The sequence below is a fragment of the Gordonia polyisoprenivorans NBRC 16320 = JCM 10675 genome (assembly GCF_000241325.1).
Lineage (GTDB): Bacteria > Actinomycetota > Actinomycetes > Mycobacteriales > Mycobacteriaceae > Gordonia > Gordonia polyisoprenivorans.
In genome coordinates this window covers 19,073-37,190 of the sequence record NZ_BAEI01000088.1, presented here as the reverse complement: position 1 = coordinate 37,190, position 18,118 = coordinate 19,073, and the positions used below count along the sequence as shown (strand labels likewise).

At 66.7% G+C, this 18,118-nt stretch carries 16 protein-coding genes; 8 read left to right on the top strand and 8 right to left on the bottom strand.

Translation table 11 applies throughout. From position 1 onward, the window contains the following. The first annotated feature begins 17 nt into the window (after window positions 1–17). Genes GOPIP_RS25065 through GOPIP_RS25055 form a run of 3 tightly spaced genes read left to right on the top strand, consistent with a single transcriptional unit; the run spans window position 18 to window position 4,077 of the window. Window positions 18–1,670 (top strand): glycosyltransferase family 2 protein, encoded by a 1,653-nt coding sequence (locus GOPIP_RS25065; RefSeq protein WP_006372660.1) that lies wholly within the window; start codon window positions 18–20, stop codon window positions 1,668–1,670. Further along, the gene (locus GOPIP_RS29625; protein WP_006372659.1) at window positions 1,667–2,008 is read left to right on the top strand and encodes a hypothetical protein; all 342 of its coding nucleotides are present in this window, start codon (window positions 1,667–1,669) and stop codon (window positions 2,006–2,008) included. Before GOPIP_RS25065 ends, GOPIP_RS29625 begins: the two co-directional genes overlap by 4 nt. Next, a complete protein-coding gene (locus GOPIP_RS25055; RefSeq protein ID WP_006372658.1) occupies window positions 2,005–4,077 on the top strand; it encodes an acyltransferase family protein in 2,073 nt (690 codons plus the stop codon). Before GOPIP_RS29625 ends, GOPIP_RS25055 begins: the two co-directional genes overlap by 4 nt. Window positions 4,078–4,104: 27 nt before the next feature. Here GOPIP_RS25055 and GOPIP_RS25050 read toward each other — a convergent pair whose 3' ends face one another. Beyond that, window positions 4,105–5,094 carry a glycoside hydrolase family 26 protein gene (locus tag GOPIP_RS25050; RefSeq protein WP_006372657.1) on the bottom strand — a complete coding sequence of 330 codons (990 nt, stop codon included), beginning with the start codon at window positions 5,092–5,094 and terminating at the stop codon, window positions 4,105–4,107. 66 nt (window positions 5,095–5,160) lie between these two features. Here GOPIP_RS25050 and GOPIP_RS25045 point away from each other — a divergent pair, with 66 nt between their 5' ends. Then, a complete protein-coding gene (locus tag GOPIP_RS25045; protein ID WP_006372656.1) occupies window positions 5,161–5,361 on the top strand; it encodes a hypothetical protein in 201 nt (66 codons plus the stop codon). Here GOPIP_RS25045 and GOPIP_RS25040 read toward each other — a convergent pair. Together GOPIP_RS25040 and GOPIP_RS29215 are read right to left on the bottom strand one after the other, a co-directional pair. Next, window positions 5,344–5,628: a hypothetical protein gene (locus GOPIP_RS25040; protein WP_026920320.1), complete on the bottom strand. Its 285-nt coding sequence runs from the start codon at window positions 5,626–5,628 to the stop codon at window positions 5,344–5,346. The two genes, GOPIP_RS25045 and GOPIP_RS25040, sit on opposite strands and share 18 nt — an antisense overlap. Window positions 5,629–5,647: 19 nt before the next feature. After that, on the bottom strand, window positions 5,648–5,941 hold the full coding sequence (locus GOPIP_RS29215) for a hypothetical protein (RefSeq protein WP_168436235.1): 294 nt from the start codon (window positions 5,939–5,941) through the stop codon (window positions 5,648–5,650). Between the two features lie 324 nt (window positions 5,942–6,265). Here GOPIP_RS29215 and GOPIP_RS25030 point away from each other — a divergent pair, with 324 nt between their 5' ends. Further along, window positions 6,266–7,093: a DUF2189 domain-containing protein gene (locus tag GOPIP_RS25030; protein ID WP_006372653.1), complete on the top strand. Its 828-nt coding sequence runs from the start codon at window positions 6,266–6,268 to the stop codon at window positions 7,091–7,093. A 304-nt stretch (window positions 7,094–7,397) separates the two neighbouring features. Here GOPIP_RS25030 and GOPIP_RS25025 read toward each other — a convergent pair whose 3' ends face one another. Then, entirely contained in the window at window positions 7,398–8,951 is a 1,554-nt protein-coding gene (locus GOPIP_RS25025) for a sugar transferase (RefSeq protein WP_006372652.1), read from the bottom strand. A 564-nt stretch (window positions 8,952–9,515) separates the two neighbouring features. Here GOPIP_RS25025 and GOPIP_RS25020 point away from each other — a divergent pair. After that, a complete protein-coding gene (locus tag GOPIP_RS25020) occupies window positions 9,516–10,532 on the top strand; it encodes a hypothetical protein (protein ID WP_006372650.1) in 1,017 nt (338 codons plus the stop codon). A 1-nt stretch (window position 10,533) separates the two neighbouring features. After that, entirely contained in the window at window positions 10,534–10,947 is a 414-nt protein-coding gene (locus GOPIP_RS25015) for a hypothetical protein (RefSeq protein WP_006372649.1), read from the top strand. Window positions 10,948–10,980: 33 nt separating this feature from the next. Here the strand turns inward: GOPIP_RS25015 and GOPIP_RS25010 are convergent, their stop codons facing one another. From GOPIP_RS25010 to GOPIP_RS24995, 4 genes are all read right to left on the bottom strand, one after another. Further along, window positions 10,981–12,687 (bottom strand): endo-1,4-beta-xylanase, encoded by a 1,707-nt coding sequence (locus GOPIP_RS25010; protein ID WP_006372648.1) that lies wholly within the window; start codon window positions 12,685–12,687, stop codon window positions 10,981–10,983. A 207-nt stretch (window positions 12,688–12,894) separates the two neighbouring features. Then, complete coding sequence (locus GOPIP_RS25005; protein WP_006372647.1) at window positions 12,895–14,274, bottom strand: alpha/beta hydrolase; 1,380 nt, start codon at window positions 14,272–14,274, stop codon at window positions 12,895–12,897. A gap of 53 nt (window positions 14,275–14,327) precedes the next feature. Then, entirely contained in the window at window positions 14,328–14,924 is a 597-nt protein-coding gene (locus GOPIP_RS25000; protein WP_006372646.1) for a YdcF family protein, read from the bottom strand. A 6-nt stretch (window positions 14,925–14,930) separates the two neighbouring features. Beyond that, complete coding sequence (locus tag GOPIP_RS24995) at window positions 14,931–16,367, bottom strand: O-antigen ligase family protein (protein WP_244421217.1); 1,437 nt, start codon at window positions 16,365–16,367, stop codon at window positions 14,931–14,933. A gap of 258 nt (window positions 16,368–16,625) precedes the next feature. Here GOPIP_RS24995 and GOPIP_RS24990 point away from each other — a divergent pair, with 258 nt between their 5' ends. After that, window positions 16,626–18,077, top strand: coding sequence for a tyrosine-protein kinase domain-containing protein (locus tag GOPIP_RS24990; RefSeq protein WP_006372644.1), 1,452 nt, complete (start codon window positions 16,626–16,628; stop codon window positions 18,075–18,077). The last annotated feature ends 41 nt before the right edge of the window (window positions 18,078–18,118 follow it).

Genomic DNA, 18,118 nt, shown 5'->3' with positions numbered 1-18,118 from the left:
GCCGGTAACCGATTCTGTTGGGCGTGGGACTCACACTCGGGGGCACAGACGTCGACGCCGCGACGCTCGATGCCGCCGCGAGCGCGGCCGGCCGCCGCCGCGCCGGCGCGCCACCCGAGCCCGCGCCGCCGCACGCGGTCACCCCGCCCGCCGACAACGAGGTCTATGAGTACCTCGGCCCGCAGATGCGCTGGATTCACCTCCTCATGCTCGTCGCGTTCGGGTTGGCGGCGTGGTCGCTGACCGCGTTCGCCACGGCCCATCCCGTGCTGTGGCCGGCGCTGATCGTCCTCGCCGTCAACGTCGTCGGCACCGTGGCGTCCCTGGCCACCGGACTCGGCACCCGACGTGTGACCTGGCGCACACACCAACGGCTCGCTGCCACATGGGTTCCCGACGGCGGCCGGTTCGTCTCCGTCGATGTGTTCCTGCCGACCTGCGGCGAGAGCCTCGACATCCTGCGCAACACCTACACCCACGTCCGTCGTCTCGGGTGGCCGGGCGCCCTGGCCGTCCACGTCCTCGACGACGCCGACCGTCCTCAGGTCGCCGGTCTCGCGGCCGAATTCGGTTTCGGCTACCACGTGCGCGGCGACCGCGGGCATCTCCGCAAGGCGGGCAATCTGCGGCACGCGTTCGACCGCACCGACGGTGACGTCGTGGTCATCTTCGACGCCGACTTCTGTCCGCGCCGAGACTTTCTCGCACATCTGATGCCCTACCTCGACGACCCGCAGGTCGCCGTCGTGCAGAGCCCGCAGAGCTTCGCCACCACCGAACGGATGGGATGGATCCAACGGACCGCCGGCGCCACCCAGGAGTTCTTCTATCGGTGGGTGCTGCCGTCGCGTGATCGTCTCGACGCCGCCAACTGCGTGGGCACCTCGGCGCTCTATCGACGCTCGGCGCTGCAGCGTATCGGCGGCTTCGCGCCCATCGAACACAGCGAAGACCTGCACACCGGCCGACACCTGCAACAGGCGGGATTCCGGATTCGCTATGTGCCGGTGGTGCTTTCGCGCGGGCTCTGTCCCACCGATCTCGCCGGCTTCCTGAACCAGCAGTATCGCTGGTGTATGGGATCACTGTCGCGGATCGCCAATCCGGCTCTGGCGCAGGATCGTCGGCGAATGACGCTCGGCCAGTCGATGGCCCACTGGGCCGGTGTCTTCTACTATCTGACGACGGCGCTGAACGTCTTCTTGTTCTTCGTGCCGGGCATCATCATGCTGGCGGCATTCCCCGAGGACATCCGGCCGGCCCAACTCGTTCCCTTCCTCGCCGGCTTCTGGGTATATGTGGTGGTGTTCCCGCTGGTGTCGCGGACACGCTGGCGCCTGGAGGTGCTGCGCATCCAGATGGCCTACAGTTTCGCGCATGCGGTGGCCATCGTGCACAAGCTCATCGGACGCGAAATCGGTTGGGTACCCACCGGTGCCGTCGGTGTGAGCAACACCCTCGCACGCAGCATCAGCGCGCTCGGCGCGGTGTCGTTGAGCGCCTCGCTCATCGGGTTCTGGGTATTCGCGATCATCGACGTCGCCGACCGCGGACTGCCGATGTTCTGGATGATGATCGGGTTCGCCGGCGTCTACAGCTATCTGGCGGTGCCGCTGCTCGTCGAATTCCTGCGGGTGCTCATCGCACGCGACCGAAGGACCCTCGCATGACAGGGGAGTGGACCGCTCCGGAGGATCTCGACGGCCCTGATCCCAGCGCCCCTGACCCCAGTGCCCCTGACCCCAGTGCCCCTGACCCCAGTGCGCCGGAGCCCGGCGATCACGCATCCGGCCACCCGGATCCCGGCCCTGCGAGCGGTCCCACCACCGACCGCCTGCCCGTTGCGGACGGCCTGCCGCGGCCGCCGATCACCGAACGCCGCCCGAGCGCACCCAATTGGAACCGGATCACCGCGTGGGAGGTCGTCGGTTACACCGTGGCCATCGTCTTCCTCGCCGCCGTGGCGCTCGGGGTCTTCGACATCATGCTGCCGTGGACCGCCTCGTGACCCGACCCCAGACCTCGGCGTTCTTCACCGACATCGCCGGATTGCGGGGTGTGGCGGTACTTCTCGTCGTCGTCTTCCACTCCCGGGTACCCGGCTTCGGCGGCGGCTTCGTCGGCGTCGACGTGTTCTTCGTCATCTCGGGCTTCCTCATCACCGGACTGCTCATCCGCGAGTTCGAACGATCGGGGACGTTGTCGTTCAAGGGGTTCTACGCACGCCGCGCCCGACGGATCATTCCCGCCGCGGCGCTGGTGATCGTGGTGTCGTTGATCGGTGCGGCGCTGACGATGCCGCTGCTCCGGGTGTTCAAACAGTCCATCGATCTGCTTGCTGCGGCAGCGAATCTGGCCAACTGGCACTTCATCGCCCAGAATGCCGACTATCTCGCCGGCGCGATCGACGGCAGCCTGGCCACCCACTTCTGGTCCCTGGCGATCGAGGAGCAACTCTACTTCGTCTGGCCGCTGACCATCTTCGGTGCCGCGGTCCTCATTGCGAGAACCCCACTGCGCAAACATGTCTCGATCCGCTGGTCGATCCTGCTGGTGGTCGGGGCGGTCACCGTCGGCTCACTCGTCTGGGCCATCCGGCTCACCCCGGTCGACCCGGCGACCGCCTACATGGCCACCTACACCCGCGCCTGGCAATTCGGGGTCGGCGGCCTACTCGCCGTGGCCGAGCCGCTGCTGATCGGTGCGGCCCGACGTGCCCGGCCCACGAGGTGGCTGGCGGCCGCGCTGGGCTGGGCGGGTCTCGCGGGCATCGTCGCCTCGGTGGTGACGATCAGCGCGAGCACCCCGTACCCGGGCACCGCCGCTCTGCTCCCGACCGTGTCGACGGCCCTGATCATCGCGTCCGGACAGGTGATTCCGGCCGACATCGGCGCCCGCGCCGGCAACATGTTCACCCCGGGATTCCTGCTGTCGCTGGCGCCGATCCGTTTCCTCGGACGCGTCTCCTACGCGTGGTATCTGTGGCATTGGCCGGCGTTGGTGTTGTTCGAGACACAGACCGGCATGACGTCGTGGCCGGCGCTGCTGGCTGTCGGCGGGGTGTCACTGGCGATCGCCACCGCCTCGACGCTCTTCTTCGAAGAACCGATCATCGCCAACACCGAACTGCGACGCAATCATTCGGCGTCGCTGTCGGTCGGGCTCACCGGGCTCGTCGTCGGCCTCGCGGTCGCGATGACCGCCGGCGTGATCACCGTGAAGGTGGCCAGTCGCGACACCGTCAGCAACGCCGCGCTGAGCTATCAGTCGGTGTTCGGGCAGGAGAATGCCGCCACCTCAGGGCCCGTGGTGCCGAACCCGTTCCAGGCCTACGACGATCGCCCCGAGCCCAACGACTGTCTGGTCCGCGTCGGTGAGTACGGCCCCGGACGCGAATATGCCTTCGGTCCCGGCGACGGTATCCCCGTCGTCCTCTTCGGCGATTCACACGCCGAACAATGGTCGGAAACCGTGCGCGACATCGGCAATGCGCACGGCTGGCGGATCTACCAGTTCACCAAGGCGGCGTGTCCGGCGCAGGATCTCCGGCCCCGACCCGGTCGCCCTGACCCGTTCAACGCCGAGGACTGTGTTCGTTGGCGAGACGATGCCCTGCACCAGATCGCCGCGCTCGCACCGAAGATCATCATCTTCTCGTCACTGTCGACCTACGTTCCCGACTACGGCGAATCGGCACGAGCGTGGGACGACACCCTCGCCGCATTGCGCGCCACGGGTGCCCGACTGGTCTACATCGCCGACACCCCGTACCCGAACTTCCAGATCGCCGACTGCATGTCCGGTGCCCTCGACGACTGGGCGCGTTGCGATTTCCGCCTCGACGACGTCACCCGTCACGAACCGATCCTCACCGAACAAGCCCGCGGCCGCGACAAGGACATCATCACCCTGTCGGTCAACAACCTGCTCTGCGAGAACGACACCTGCGTCCCGGCCCGCAACAAGATCCTGCTGTACCGTGACGAATCTCATCTGACCGCCACCGCCGCACACGTTCTCGAACCCGCCCTCACCCGTCAACTGGACAAACGCCGCTTCGACTACAACGCCCGCTGAGCGGTGTCCGCAGGATGAGCAGGCCCCTCACCAGCCCGCCACCCCCGCCCGAAACGCCGCCGTACTCGCGGTGGTGGAGTTGAACCGCCAGTCCCGTTCCTTGTCCATCTGGAACCAGACGAAACCCTCGACGCGCGATTGGTTGTCGACGATGGAGAAGAAGTCCCGGATCCACGACGCCTTGTCCTGCGCGGTGAGTCCGTCAGCACATCCGACCTCGGTGAGCAGGATGGGGTGCGTCGCATCGAGCGCCCGTAACGTTTCGAGACTCGGCACGAACAGGTCGGCGGCCGGCTGCCAGTGATGGCCGGGTGCCTCACCCCAGTTGTAGCCGTCCAGACCCAGCACGTCGATCTGGTCGCGGCCGGGATAGCATTCCCCAAAAGGGTTGGTGCCCAGCGTGAGTGCATTCGGTGCCCACACGAAACGTACGTTGTCGGAATGTCGGTCGGTGATCACCGAGCGCATCCTCGCCCACGCAGCGCGATAGTCGGCGGCGGTGTTGCCGTTCACCCCGACCGCCCACGGGTACCAGGTGCCGTTCATCTCCTGCGCGAACCGCACCAGCATCGGCTTTCCCCACGACGCGAGTTGTGTTCCCCATCGCGCGAATTCGGTGTCGAAGTCACCGGAGGCGATGCGCGACAACGCGAACTCGGGTTGTCCGGTTCCGCCGTCGGGCTTCCATGGCTCCAGCGTCAGCAGGGGGGTGGCGCCGAAGGCGACGACGGCGTCGAGGTCGCCGACAGGCACCGGATCACCGAGCGCACAGAAGCGGTGGACGTACCTCGGTGCCGTGCCCGCGAGATTCGTCAGTTGTTGCAGCGGAGTTCGTGTCGCGCCCTGTGCCGGTGTCACCGATGGGATGAACGCGCCCCACCGCCGCTCATCCGGCGACACCGACGACGGGGACGGCATCGTCACAGGTCCGGTCGACGCGCACGCGCTCATCGCGCCGGCCGACCCGAGCAGCGCCAGCCGCATCACGTCGCGTCGCGAGAGCGCCGGAAGGGTCACCCGGTCATGCTAAGCCGAACCCGCCGATCCTCACGGCGTGTGCTGGACCGGCGAACCCGGCAATGAGTGGGCCACCACGAGCAACAGCAGGCCACCCAGATCGTCGACGTGTTGCGCGCCGCCGCCGACGCCCGCTACTGCGGTCCCGCGTTCATCTACTCGGTGCGCGACTGGGGGACCTCGGCCACCAACCGCGAGGACAACTTCGGCGCACTGCTCACCCACGACTGGAAACCCAAGATCACCGCCTCAATCCTCGCCAGATAGCGGTGCTCGCTTGCGCGAACGCACGAGAGCCCAGACCGCGATCCCGACCGCGACGAATGACAACAGATCCGATTCGGTGATGCCGTGCCTGCCGGTGAGGCTGATCAGCGTGGCCCCCTCCAGGGGCTTGTTCCAGTAGAGCCAGGCCGCGCCGACCACCACCAACGCCACCGCCGCCCGCACAGTCGGGCGCAGCAGAGTCCACAGCCCGCAGGCGAAAAGCAGGTTGAGCAGGACGAGGGCGTGGAAAAGATCGGGTGAACGCATCGTGAACAAGTATGTCGATTCACCTCCATGAACGCACCATTCGGCCATCTGACGTGTCGTGACGACCGCCACGTAAGACGGTCACGGTGTATGCCTCTGCCTCCACAACGCCGAGCAGTTCGGTCCCGGCCACGGCCGCGGCTCCGCCGAGCACGGTCGAGACGGGTACCACCGCTGTGGCCCCGAATCCCGCTCCACCCCAGACGCAGACGCCGACGACGACTGCGGCGCCGACCATCGGCCAGTCATGCATCGGCGCCGACATCGGCCGCACCGCCACCGACCCCAACGGCACAGCGATCGTGTGTGACAACTACCAATGGGTGCCCAACACCGGTCAGACACCCCAACATCCGTGGGCTGACGATCAACGCGAGTGGACCGAGTGCATTCAGACGCACACCACTGATGAGTGCCGCGAAATACTCGGTACCGGTTAGTGCGAATTCTGCTCCCACCCCGTCATTTCTTAGGTGTGCGAACGAGATTCGTTGTCGCCGAGGCAAGGCGCCAGGGTCTGCCAACTGTGGCGCATTCTTGATTATTTCGTCATGGGCATTTCTCGCCGATGCCATTGCTTTCTCGCCGGGGCCGTGTCACTGTCGCTGACAGTCACTGATCAAACGCGAGGAGTGTCATGACCAGTACGCCAGGCGGACCCGACCAGCCCCCGTACCCGGGGGAGGACCCGCAGAATCAGGGCTACACACCTCCTCCGGGTGGATACGAAGCGCCGCAAGGCGGCTCCTATCCGCCACCCGGGCCAGGGGCATACCCGCCGCCGGCCGGTCAGTACCCGCCAGGTGGCGTACCCGGTTACGCGCCGGCGCCTGCCCAGCTCGACCTCGGCGCCGCTCTGAGCTACGGCTGGAACAAGTACAAGGCCAACGCGCTCAACTGGATTCTGTTCGCCATCGTCACATTCGTGGTCGTCGGCCTGATCGACAGCGCGGCGCGCGGATTTCACTACGACACGTCGGTGCTCAACGCGCAGGGGATCATCGGGTCGCTCGTGTCCGGCATCCTCAGCGTCCTCGTGCAGGCGGCGTTCACCCGAGGTGCGCTCAACGAACTCGATGGAAACAAGCCGTCCTTCGCGGACTTCTTCACCTGGAACAATCTGGCTCAGGTGTTCATCGCCGCGATTCTCGTCTGGGTCATCACGACCATCGGCTTCATCCTCATCATCATCCCGGGACTCATTGCCACGTTCTTGCTCTGGTACACCCTTGCTTTCGCGATCGACCGCAATCTGTCGGCGACCGACGCGATCAAGGGCAGTTTCGAACTGACGTCGAAGAACGTCGGCAGTCTGCTGTTGTTGGCCATCGTGGTGATCGTCCTGAACCTCGTCGGCGCCCTCCTGTGCCTCGTCGGGCTCCTGGTGACCGGTCCGGTCACCCTCATCGCCTCGACCTACGCCTACCGCGTGTTGTCCGGCGGGCAGGTGAGCCCGGCGCAGTGACCATTCGCCTGTTTTCAGTCATTTCCCGAGTAGCCTGACGGAAAAACCCCAGGTCGCGGGTCGGGTGCTACATCGCGAATGACTGAAAACAGGCGAGGCATGAGCCGCGGGCCTCGGCGCCTGGCGAGTACGAATACAGCTTCCACCGAATCAGGCTGAAAACCGCGATTTTCGGGGTCGGGGGCCCGCTCCGGTGTCATCTGTATTCGTAGTCGGCGGTTCCTTCCCCGGTCGTCGAGGTGTGACGAACCGCCAGGCGAGGAGCCTCGAGACGTGGTGCGCCGGTGCTGGTGCCGGGACCCGGTCAGTACGCCCCGTCCTTGCGGGCCACCGCCCAGACGGTGCGCCACAGGATGGTGAGATCTTGCATGATGGACCAGTTCTCGACGTAGGAGAGGTCCAGCCGCACCGACTCCTCCCACGAGAGGTCCGAGCGCCCCGACACCTGCCACAGTCCGGTGATCCCCGGTTTGACGAGCATTCGCCGTGCGACGCGGCCGTCGTAGCGCTCCACCTCGTCGGGTAATGGGGGTCGGGGGCCGACCAGGCTCATCGACCCGCCGACCACATTGAACAGCTGCGGGAGTTCGTCGAGACTGTAGCGCCGAATGAACTTGCCGACCCGGGTGACCCGCGGATCATCACGCACCTTGAACAACACACCGGCGCCCTCGTTCAAGGCGGCGATCTGCGGTCGCAAGGCGTCGGCGTCGGTGACCATCGATCGGAACTTCCACATCTGGAACGGCGTATTGTTCAGTCCGATTCGGGTGGCGCGATAGAAGATCGGCCCGCGTGAATCCAGCTTGACGGCAATCGCGATCACCACCATCACGGGCAGCAACATCAGCAGCGCCGACAACGCTCCGACCCGGTCGAGAGCTGCCTTCCGAAAGCGGTTCGCCCCTTCATATCTCGGCTTGTCGATGTGGAGCAGCGGAAGCCCGGCGACCGGTCGCACCATCATTCGCGGCCCGGCCACGTCGGTGACGCCGGGCGCGACCAGCATCTCGACGTCACGTCCCTCGAGGTCCCACGACAACTCCTGCATCGCCTCGTGACCGAGAGCTTCCGCGGAGGTCACCGCGACCGCGGTCGCGCCACATTCGTCCACGGCGGCGGCCACGTCGTCGAAGTCACCCCACCGGGGAACCTCGTGGTCGTCCACACGCACCGATGTCCCGACGCCCGGCTGTCCCAGCCGACTGCTGTCCGGGGAGCACACTCCGACGACCGTGTACCCCAACGCGGGATTGCGCATCAGGCGGGCGATGAGTGCTGTCGCCGAAGGGATCTCACCGATCACCAGGAGCCGGTCGAGGTAGGCGCGCGCTGCGTCGGGGTCGGCTTTGCGTGCCGAGACCAGGCGCCGTCGCCACAACCAGCGGGACAGCACCAGGGCGGCCGTCCCGACAGGCAGGGCGACGGCCACATATCCGCGGGCGACGCTGAGGCGAAACAGGAGATCGACGATCGCGAGTGTGCCGAACACCGTCAGGCATGCGGTGACCACCCGGCTGTACTCCTGCGCCCCCGCACCCAGAATCCGACGGTCCAGGGTCTGGAACACCCGAAGCGCCACGACCCACGCGACGATGAGAAGCAGTGACACGGCGTCGGCGGTGAGCTTGACCCCGTTGAGTACCGGGCCGCTGCCCCAACCGAATCGGGCTGCCTGGGCTCCGACCACCGTGGCGCAGACGATGAGAACGTCGGAGACGGTGAGCAGTCGCTGGTAACGATGAACCCACGACCGTGAGGTCTCTCGCTTGCGCATGCCGAACCGAATCCGACGAGCCACGTCCTCGCGCGAGGACCGGTCGGGTGCCGGCCACTCGAGAGCGGGATCACCAGCCATGACGACCTCCGGAAGTGAGTCATTTCCCGACATGTCGCCACCAGGCGCCTCGGTGCAGGTGGAGTCGTGCGGGAGAAACGGATGCGGCGTCACCCCGCGACGTCCGCCGTACGAGTGAAGATTACGAGGGCAACGTGGTTTCCTCAACCGCTGGGAGACCGGTCGGAAAAGGCCGACAATGAATTCTCGGTAATGCGACCGCAGTGCCGACGAATATGATGTTCGATTGCCGATCGGCGACCCCTGCGAAATGGAAACATGGTCGGATGCCGAACCCGCGATGCCGCTCTCTGTACAGGAGAAACCGGCCATACCGGAGAAGCGGGGCGGGCACCGACCGCCTTCGCGCGGGCCATTCGTCGGCGGGGGTCCGAACGTTACGGAAATGGCCGCGGAAATCCAGTGAGATAGGTCTCGGCGATATCGGTCTGGTACCGCCGTCTCGACGCGCCGAAACACCCCATCGCCGATACACTGTCCGGCGTGCCACACCTCAGAGGATCGTGTCGACCGCGTCATGCGTCGAGAACCCGGAGAATCGCTGCCCCGTTGATGATCTGTGCCATGGTCCTGGCGATCGTGGCCGGCATGGTCTCCGGAGCACCACGCGCGCAGGCCTCGGTCCTCGCCCCCGCCGCCGGATACGGCTTCGCGCAGGGCAGTTCGCCGCTGACTCAGTCTGCAGCGACCATCAACCGGGAGTTGGACGCGGTGTCGCGGACCGGTGCCGGTTGGCTGCGGGTGATGGTCGATTGGTCCACCATCGAACGCGTTCGTGGACAGTATGACTGGAGCGTCCCCGACCGCGTCATCGGCGCCGCCCGCCGACACCATCTGCGGGTGCTCTCCAACGTGCTGACCACTCCGCAGTGGGCTCGTGGTTCCGCTCCGCTCGGTATCTATGCCCCGCCCGCCGATCCGGCCGCCCTGGGCAGGTTCATGAAGGCATTCATCGGCCGATACCCCGACGTCACCGACCACGAGATCTGGAACGAGCCGAACCTTCCGTTGTTCTGGGGTGCACAGGCACCCGATCCCGTGCGGTACACCGCGCTCCTGCGGGCAGCATATGTCGCCATCAAAGCGGTGCAACCGAATTCGACGGTCGTCGCGGCCGGGCTGAGCCCCGGTGCCGGCGCGACGGGATTCGTCGCGGCCATGTATGCCGCCGGTGCACAACGCTTCTTCGACGCGCTCGCCATGCACCCTTATGTGTTCCCGGGCGGTATCACCGCCACCCCCAACGGGTGGACCGAGGTCGGCGGAATCCGCGCGGTGATGATGCGCCACGGCGACGCCCGTAAGAAGATCTGGCTCACCGAGATCGGCGCGCCCACCCTGCCCGCCGGGGGTACCGCACCGATCGGATTCGGCGTCACCGACATGGTGACCCAGCGTGCGCAGGCCCGCCAGATCACCGACGTCCTGGCTGCCGCTGCCCGGGCCGGTTACTGCGGACCGGCTTTCATCTACTCGGTGCGCGACGCGGGCACCTCCCCGGCCAATCGTGAAGACCACTTCGGTGCCCTGCTGACGATCGACTGGAAGCCCAAGTATGCCGCGACGGTGTTGCGGCGCTGACATGCCGCGACACACCGTGCCCGGCACCGCAGCGTGGGCCGTCACCGCACTGACCGCGGCGGCCGTGACGCTGGCCGTGGCGTCGTGTGGTGCACCGACCAAGGCCGACAATGCCTCCGACACAGCGATATCCACGATCGCGGTCGGGACGCCGACGACCTGCAACCCGCTCCACGGCGATCCGGCAGGGCATGTGGTCGTCGCGGACGGTGTCACGTGCGCCGAGGCCAATCGAGTGATGGACGAGGTCTTTGCGGCCGCACTTCGCGGCGACGGCGACCATCGACACAAGTCGGGTTCGTGGCTGTGTTTCAGCGGTCCGATCCACGGCACCGCGAATCAGCGGACGATGACCTCGGCACTGTGCACCAACAGCGAACCGTCGGCGATCGTGACGGTGACCTCCGCGCGCTGAACCGGTCTCGCCGCCTACGGCGCGTTCGACCGACTACGACGCACTCGACGCGGTGGGCACGGTCGCCGAACCACCCGCGGGGGAGGCCGTTTCGCTTGTGGCGGAGGACTTGTCGGCGGCTGAGGGGGTCGCGTCGGCAGTGGGGGCGGAGGTGGCACTCGACGCAGTGGCCGAGCTGTCCGGCGCCGAGGTCTCGGGAACAGTCGTCTCGGGAACAGTGGTCACCGGAACAGTGGTCTCCGGAGCAGCGGTCTCCGGAGCAGCGGTCCCGGTCGTCGTTGCCGACGAAGAACTCGACGCGGTGGGCGCCGCCGAGGTCGTCGACGCCGCAGCCGTCGTGGTGGGCACAGAACTCTCGGTCGTCGTCGAGGTCGTCGACGCCGCAGCAGATGTCGAAGCAGCAGATGTCGTGGCAACAGGTGTCACAGCGGCCGACGTCGCCGCAGTGGCTCCGGCCGCGGTGCTCAGCGCCGCGGCCGTGGCCACCGTCTGGGTCGTGGTCGTCGCGGAGGCACCGAACATCGATTGCAGTGCACTTGCCAGGTCCTGCCAGAGCTGCTGGATCGCGGCGAGTTGCGACTGCGCGAGCTGGGTGACCCACTGTTGCAGCGCGGTCGCCAGTGCTTGCCCGAGATCGTGGGTGGCCGAGCCGCTTCCGGAGTATTGGGCGATCAGATCGGCGAGGACCTGGGCGGCGGGTTTGGGGGTCCAGTCGGTCTCGTACAGACCGAAGTTGTCCTCGATGTTCGACGATCCGGTATCGGTGTCACGCGTGGTGTAGATGTAGATCGGTCCCGCACCGGTCTGGTTCTGCCACGCCTCGATGAAGTCCTGGATGAACGCCGCCTGCTGCGCTTGGGTGTAGCTCCCGGTGGTCGGCTCGCCGTACTCGGTGATCCAGATCTTCTTCGCCGCATCCCCGTACTGGGCCATCAGCGCCTGGATGGCGGTCACCTGGCTGGCCGGGGAGTCCGCGTGATCGTTCTCGCTGTACTCCTCGGAGAACTGGTACGGGTGAAACGACAACGCGTCGAAGTAGCCCGCGGCCCCGGCGGCATACATTTCCTGGACGAAGGTCACGGGATCGAGGGCGGCGCCGGTGGTGGTCGTCGCCCCGAGGACTCCCGCGATCACGAGGGCGTTCGGGTCGGCGGCTTTGATCGCGGTGTAGGCGTCTTTGAGGAATGCGGTATACGACGTCGGGTCGATCGGATTGTAGAACAGTGCGGCATTCGGTTCGTTCCAGATCTCGTAGCCGCTGATCTCATTCTTGTACCGGGTGGCCACCGCACTGACGAAATCGGCGTACTCGTCGGGATCGAAATGGCCATTGATGATATTTCCCGCCCACGCCGGCGTTCCGGTGAGGGTGGCGACGATGCTGATTCCGCGCGATTGTGCCGCCGATACGAGCGCATCGAGTTGCGTCCAGTCGTAGGTCCCTTCCCTGGCCTCCACGCTCATCCACGGGATCGCCACCCGGACACTGGTCACCCCGAGTGAGGCGATGTGGTCCAGCGTGGTGTCCAGCGTGGCCGAGTCGAGGCCGTACAGCGAGGAATCGGCGATGCCGATGGTCGTCGAACTCTGATCGATCACGGCCACCAGGCGAATCGGTACCGGCGACGCCTGGCTGATCACCGACGCGACGGGCGGGATGGTGAGGAAGGGGGCGCTCGACACCGTCCCGAATCCGAGAATTGCGGTGGCACACAATGCGGCGACCCGTGTGGACGACATGACTGGACTACGATTCCGCATGGACTGTCCTCAAATGAATGGACCGTACGTGGACTGCCGGTCCGCCTCTGATGTCAATTGATATCAAATGGCGTGAGAATGCGCCACACGGAATGCTGTGAATTGGCGCGCGCTATCGAGAGCCGCCCATTTCCGTTGTTTTTCGTGAACAGAGAATGAATGCCGGTGCGAAGTACCCGCCGAGGTTCAGTGAGCCGTCGAAGCGGTGGGCACCGACGCGGAGTCGGTACCGGGCGCGAGGATCGGGTCAGCGGACGGTACCGAGGGCGTCGTCGATGTCTGCCTCACCGTGCTCGACACGGCCGACTCCGACTCCGCCGACGCCGACGCCACGACCGGGCCGGCGTCGCCGGACGACGCACTGCTCCCCGTGGCTGTTGTCCCCGCAGAGCTCACTGCCGCACTCGTCTGCACGGGGGGCGTGGTGGTCACGACCGCCGTGGTACTCACGATCGCTGCGGCACTGGCGGTCGACGTACGGGGCGCTGTGCTCGATGTCGTCGGCGAATCCGCTGCCGCGAGAGCGGACTCCACCGCCGCCGCATTGGCCCCGGCATTCGCCGACCATTGCGTCCAGCTGTGCAATCCGACGGTGTAGGAGAAATCGACGGGCAACCCGTAGAGGACGGCCTGGGCGTTGAGGGCCAGCGTGGAGGCGAGCGCCCCGAGTTCGATCGCCACGCCGCTGACGAAGGCCACGGGGTTGCCGGTGATGGCCATGATCAGAAAGTCCTGCGGCAGTGGCACTCCGATGCCGGTGGTGATGAGTATGCGTTGACCCGAGGCGGTGATCTCGCCGATTCGGGCCGAGACATCGTGCGCCGACCACGTGCTCGTCGGGCCGAGCGGATCTCCCCACATCGCGGTGTTGCCGTTGGCGATGCCGGTGACGTAACTCTGGATGGCCGGGATCACGAACCATCCGACGGGATTATTGGTTTGGTAGAAACCGGAAAGTGACTGCGCGACAGTGAAGATCTCGGGGTGATCGAGTGCGATGGTGAGTGCGGGCCCACCCGACATCGACAGGCCGACGATCGCGTTGCCGCCGGGCTCGACGGAGAAGTCGTCGGCGAGGTAGGCGGGTAACTCGGTCGACAGGAAGGTCTCCCACTCGGCCGACGCCCCCGGGGTGCCGGTCGCGCCGGCCGGTGTGGACTGCCAGTCGGTCATCCACGTTCCGGCCCCACCCGCGGGCATCACCAGGTTGTACGAGTTGCTGTAGGCGGCCAGGGCGCCGCTGTCGGCGTCGGCCCAGGTGCTGCGGGTATCGGGGACGCTGATGCCGTCGAGCAGGTAGACGGCGTGCTCGGCGGACCCGGCCGCCAACGTCGACGGCCGGATCTGCACCAGGACGATCCGGTTCATCGCTGCCGAGTACACCGCGCAGGTCTGCACAGCGGCTGCCTCGTCGGCCTCGCTCGCCCAGGTGCAGTTGGGGCGCAACTGATCCGGGCTGAGCGCCGCGGCGGGCGGTGCGGCCACGAACGCCGCGGCAGCGCACACCGCGACGGCGGTGGCGGCCTGGACCGCTCGGCGGGACACGCTGGAAATGCGTCGTCGCATGACTGATCCCCTTGCTCGTAGTCTCACTGCTCGTGATCTCGCTGCTCGTGATCTCACCGATCGCACCCGACGACCGCGGCCTTCGCCAGACCCGCGTACTGGTACGCGAAGTTGGCGCCCCAGTACAGGACCGACGACGGATAGTCGCGGGGCACCGCCCGCATCACCACACCGTCGGCACCGCATTGATCGAAGATCATCCGGGCACGCACGAGGTGGAAGCGCCAGCTGATGACGATCATCGAATGCCACCGGTGTTCGCGTGCCATCCTGGTCGCGAACATCGCCTCACCGACCGTGGTGCCCGGCTCCGGGACGAAGCAGATCACCTGCACCGCAGCAGTACTCGCGGCGCACGCGCGATCCATCACCGGGTCAGGGACCTTCCCCTCGAAGCGGTTGTACGGGTCCGAGAGCAGCACCACCGGCGCGTAGCCGCGTCGGGCGAGGTCGATCCCGTACTGTTCCCGCCCGTCGTGTTCGCCGCCGAGGACCACGATGGCGTCGGCGCGGCGCAGGGTGTCCTCGTGGGACCGGTAGAACAGGAAATACCCGACGACCCAGAACGCCGAACCGAGCAGGAGCGCGGTCACCACACCGACGATCAACGCCCGACGCAGGGTGCGATGCCGCCGTAGGTACGCGCGCATTCGGCCCTAACCGGCGCCGACCGATGTCGCCCGGGCCGTCGCGCGGGCCGAGACGGACTCGTCGGACGTCGAAAACCGCTGGGCGAACGCGAGAAACGCGATCATCACCGACAGATCGGTCACCGACACGGGGATGGTGACGGTACTGAAGTCCAGTTGCATGCCCAGGACGAAGAACCCGATGAAACACCCGCCGAAGAAAGCCGGCTCCCAGCGGGCGTGTCGCAGGCATCGATACGCCAGCCAGCAGCAGTACAGCATGACCACGGTGAACGCGATCCCGACGAACAGACCACCACGATAAATCGCAAGCAATGGTGCGTTGGCGACGTAGTTGATGGTGAACGCCAGCGAGGGATCCTTGAACTCCGGTATGCCCCAGCCATGCCCGAGAAGCCAGTGGCCGGCCATGTTCGCCGGATAGTCGCGTAACGCGTCACCGCGCGCCGACGAGCCGGTGTCGCCGGAACCGAACGACGAGAAGATCCGGTGTCGCGACGCCGGGACCGCGGCGAGGACCACCATTCCCGCGACCATCGATCCGGCGATGTATCCGCGAGCGCGTCCGGACATGGTGTGGAACACCAGCATCAGGATGACGCCGAGGACCACCGAGAACAACGCCGCACGGCTGAGGGTGCCGGCGATGCACGCCAGCAGGAACAGGCCCAGCAGCCAGCGGGTGCGTCCGCGGAACACCAGTGGGCAGATCATCAGTGCCGCGAGCAGACCGATGCCCGCGGCGTTCGGGTCGATGAATGTCCCCGACAGACGCGGGATCGCGGTGGCGCCGGTGTAGACGAATCGTCCCGCCGATGCCGGGGTGTACCCGAACGGCGAGAGCAGGCTGAAGGTCTTGCCGCCGGTGTCGACGGTCAGCATGATGAGGCCGATCAGGCCGGACACCGCGGTGGCGCCGACGAACACCCGCCCGAAGGTGGCCAGCTGCGATCCGGGAAGGCGACGCAGGGCGACGATCAACAACACCGCCGTCGCCCATTTCGCGTATTCGACGATGTCGGCGAGTCCGGTCATCGTCAACACCACCGACGGAATCGCGATCAGCGCGAACAGGATCAGCAACCGGTCCAACGGCTGCAGCTCGATGCGAGACCGTGCAGTGGGGGACCCGGCAGTGGACCACCAGGTAGTGGACGACCAGGTAGTGGACGACCCGGCTGGGGGATGAATGACGGTGGCGAGCAACACCGCCGAGGTCATCGCGAAGATGAGCGGCAGATGCACGCCGGGCACATATCCGGCGGGCAGGCAGGCGAGCACGGCGGCCAGCGCCCACAACAACCAGGTGGGATGCGCCAGTCCGATGTAGGTACCCACGATGACGATGGCAAGCAGCATCACCAGTTGGGTCGGCGTCGGCCCGGCGATGACGGCGGCAAAAGTGATCGCCGACACCGCGCCCACGATTGTCGCTGCGCGCACTGTTCCCACGGTGAGCATCCTTACATGATCGAGCCGCGATCACATGCCGAAGAATGCCGGACCAATGGCGCCCGACGTATTGGTGAGGGTGTTTTCTTGGGCGTTCAACTCTCCGAGTGCGTTGTCGGCGGTTGTGGACTATGGTCTGCGAAAGTGCCATCCGGGTCGGCGAATGTCTGAATTCGCCGGTTGGACCCGAAAAGGTCACTGCGGCTGAGGCTTAGAGGTGGGTCCGGCCGACTGAAAGGAGCTTGCCCGGTGGCTGTTCGGGAATACGTTCACATTCTCGTGAAGTTCTGGTGGGTGCTGATTGCCGGAATGGTGATTCTCGCCACTGCCGGATTTGTTTACGGAATGTTCATCCAGCCTGTCAAATATGTGTCGACGGCAAAGCTGTTCGTCTCCGCGGAGGGCGGCACATCGGTTGGGGAGTCGTACCAGAACAACCTTTTCGCCGAGGCTCGGGTCAATTCCTATGCCCAGGTCGCCACCAGCGACCAGGTCGCCGAACGTGCCTCACGTGCCCTCAACGGCCAGGTGAGTGCCGCCGACCTGAAGGCGTCGACGACGGCCACCCCGATCGACAAGACCGTCATCCTCGACATCTCGGTGAGTGCCGCCTCCGCCGCCCGCGCCCAGTCGGAGGCCGCGGCGGTCACCCGGGAGACGGTCGCCGTCGTCCAGGAACTCGAGACCTCCCGGCGCGGTGGTGAACCCGCGGCCACCGCCATCGTCTACGACGAGGCATCGCTGCCCGGTGCGCCCGCCGGGCCGGCGTGGTGGTTGCTGACCGCCCTCGGCGCCGTGGTGGGTCTACTCCTCGGTCTCGTCGTCGCGCTCCTGCTCGGCCTGCGGGCCCGCCGACGCGTCAACGACCCACTCGCACTTGCCGATACCGCAGACCTTCCGGTCCTCGCGGTGATCGCCGATGAACCGGCCCGCGCCGAGGCCCCACTCATCACCGACCTCGCGCACGATCCCCAGGGCGACGCCTACCGCGACCTGCGCACCAACGTCAGGTTCATCGGCGCAAAACGCACTCCCGACGGCGCGGCACCACGAGTTCTCGCGGTCGTCGGCTCCGGCCCCGACGTCGGCACGTCGAGTGTCGCGGCCAATCTCGCCGCCGAGATCGGCGGGTCGGGTCAATCGGTGGTGCTCATCGACGGCGATCTGCGCGACCCGTCCCTCACGGCGCACCTCGCCGCCGGGGCGAATGCCGGCCTGTCGACTATCCTGACCGGAGAGTCCGACCTGCTCGGGCAGGTCCGCACCACCACCACGCCGGCCTTCCTGCCGGCCGGTCCCGTGCCCCCGTCGCCAGGGGAACTCCTGGGTTCGCACCGACTGGAAACGGTTCTCGCACAGGCACGTCAGCACTTCGATGTGGTGGTCGTCGACGCCGGGGCGGTCGGCCCGGACGCACGCGCCATCGCAGGGCTGGCCGACGGTGTCGTCGTCGTCGCCCGTCGCGGCCGCACCACCCGCTCTGCGCTGCGTGCCGCTGTGGAGTCCGTTGCCACCGTCGGCACGGTGATCGGCACGGTACTGACCTTCGGTGCACCGGCTCGCCGTGCATCATCGGCGGACGCCGGCACCCCGGCGAGGACCGACGCCGGCCAACCGTCCGCGGACTCCCCGGAGCCGACTCCCGAACCCACGGCCACCGGGTCGACACGGCCCGAGCCCGCACTGCGTGAGTCGCGGTGAACCAGCACCGGCTTCACAGCACCCCGGGTGGGCCGCGTCGG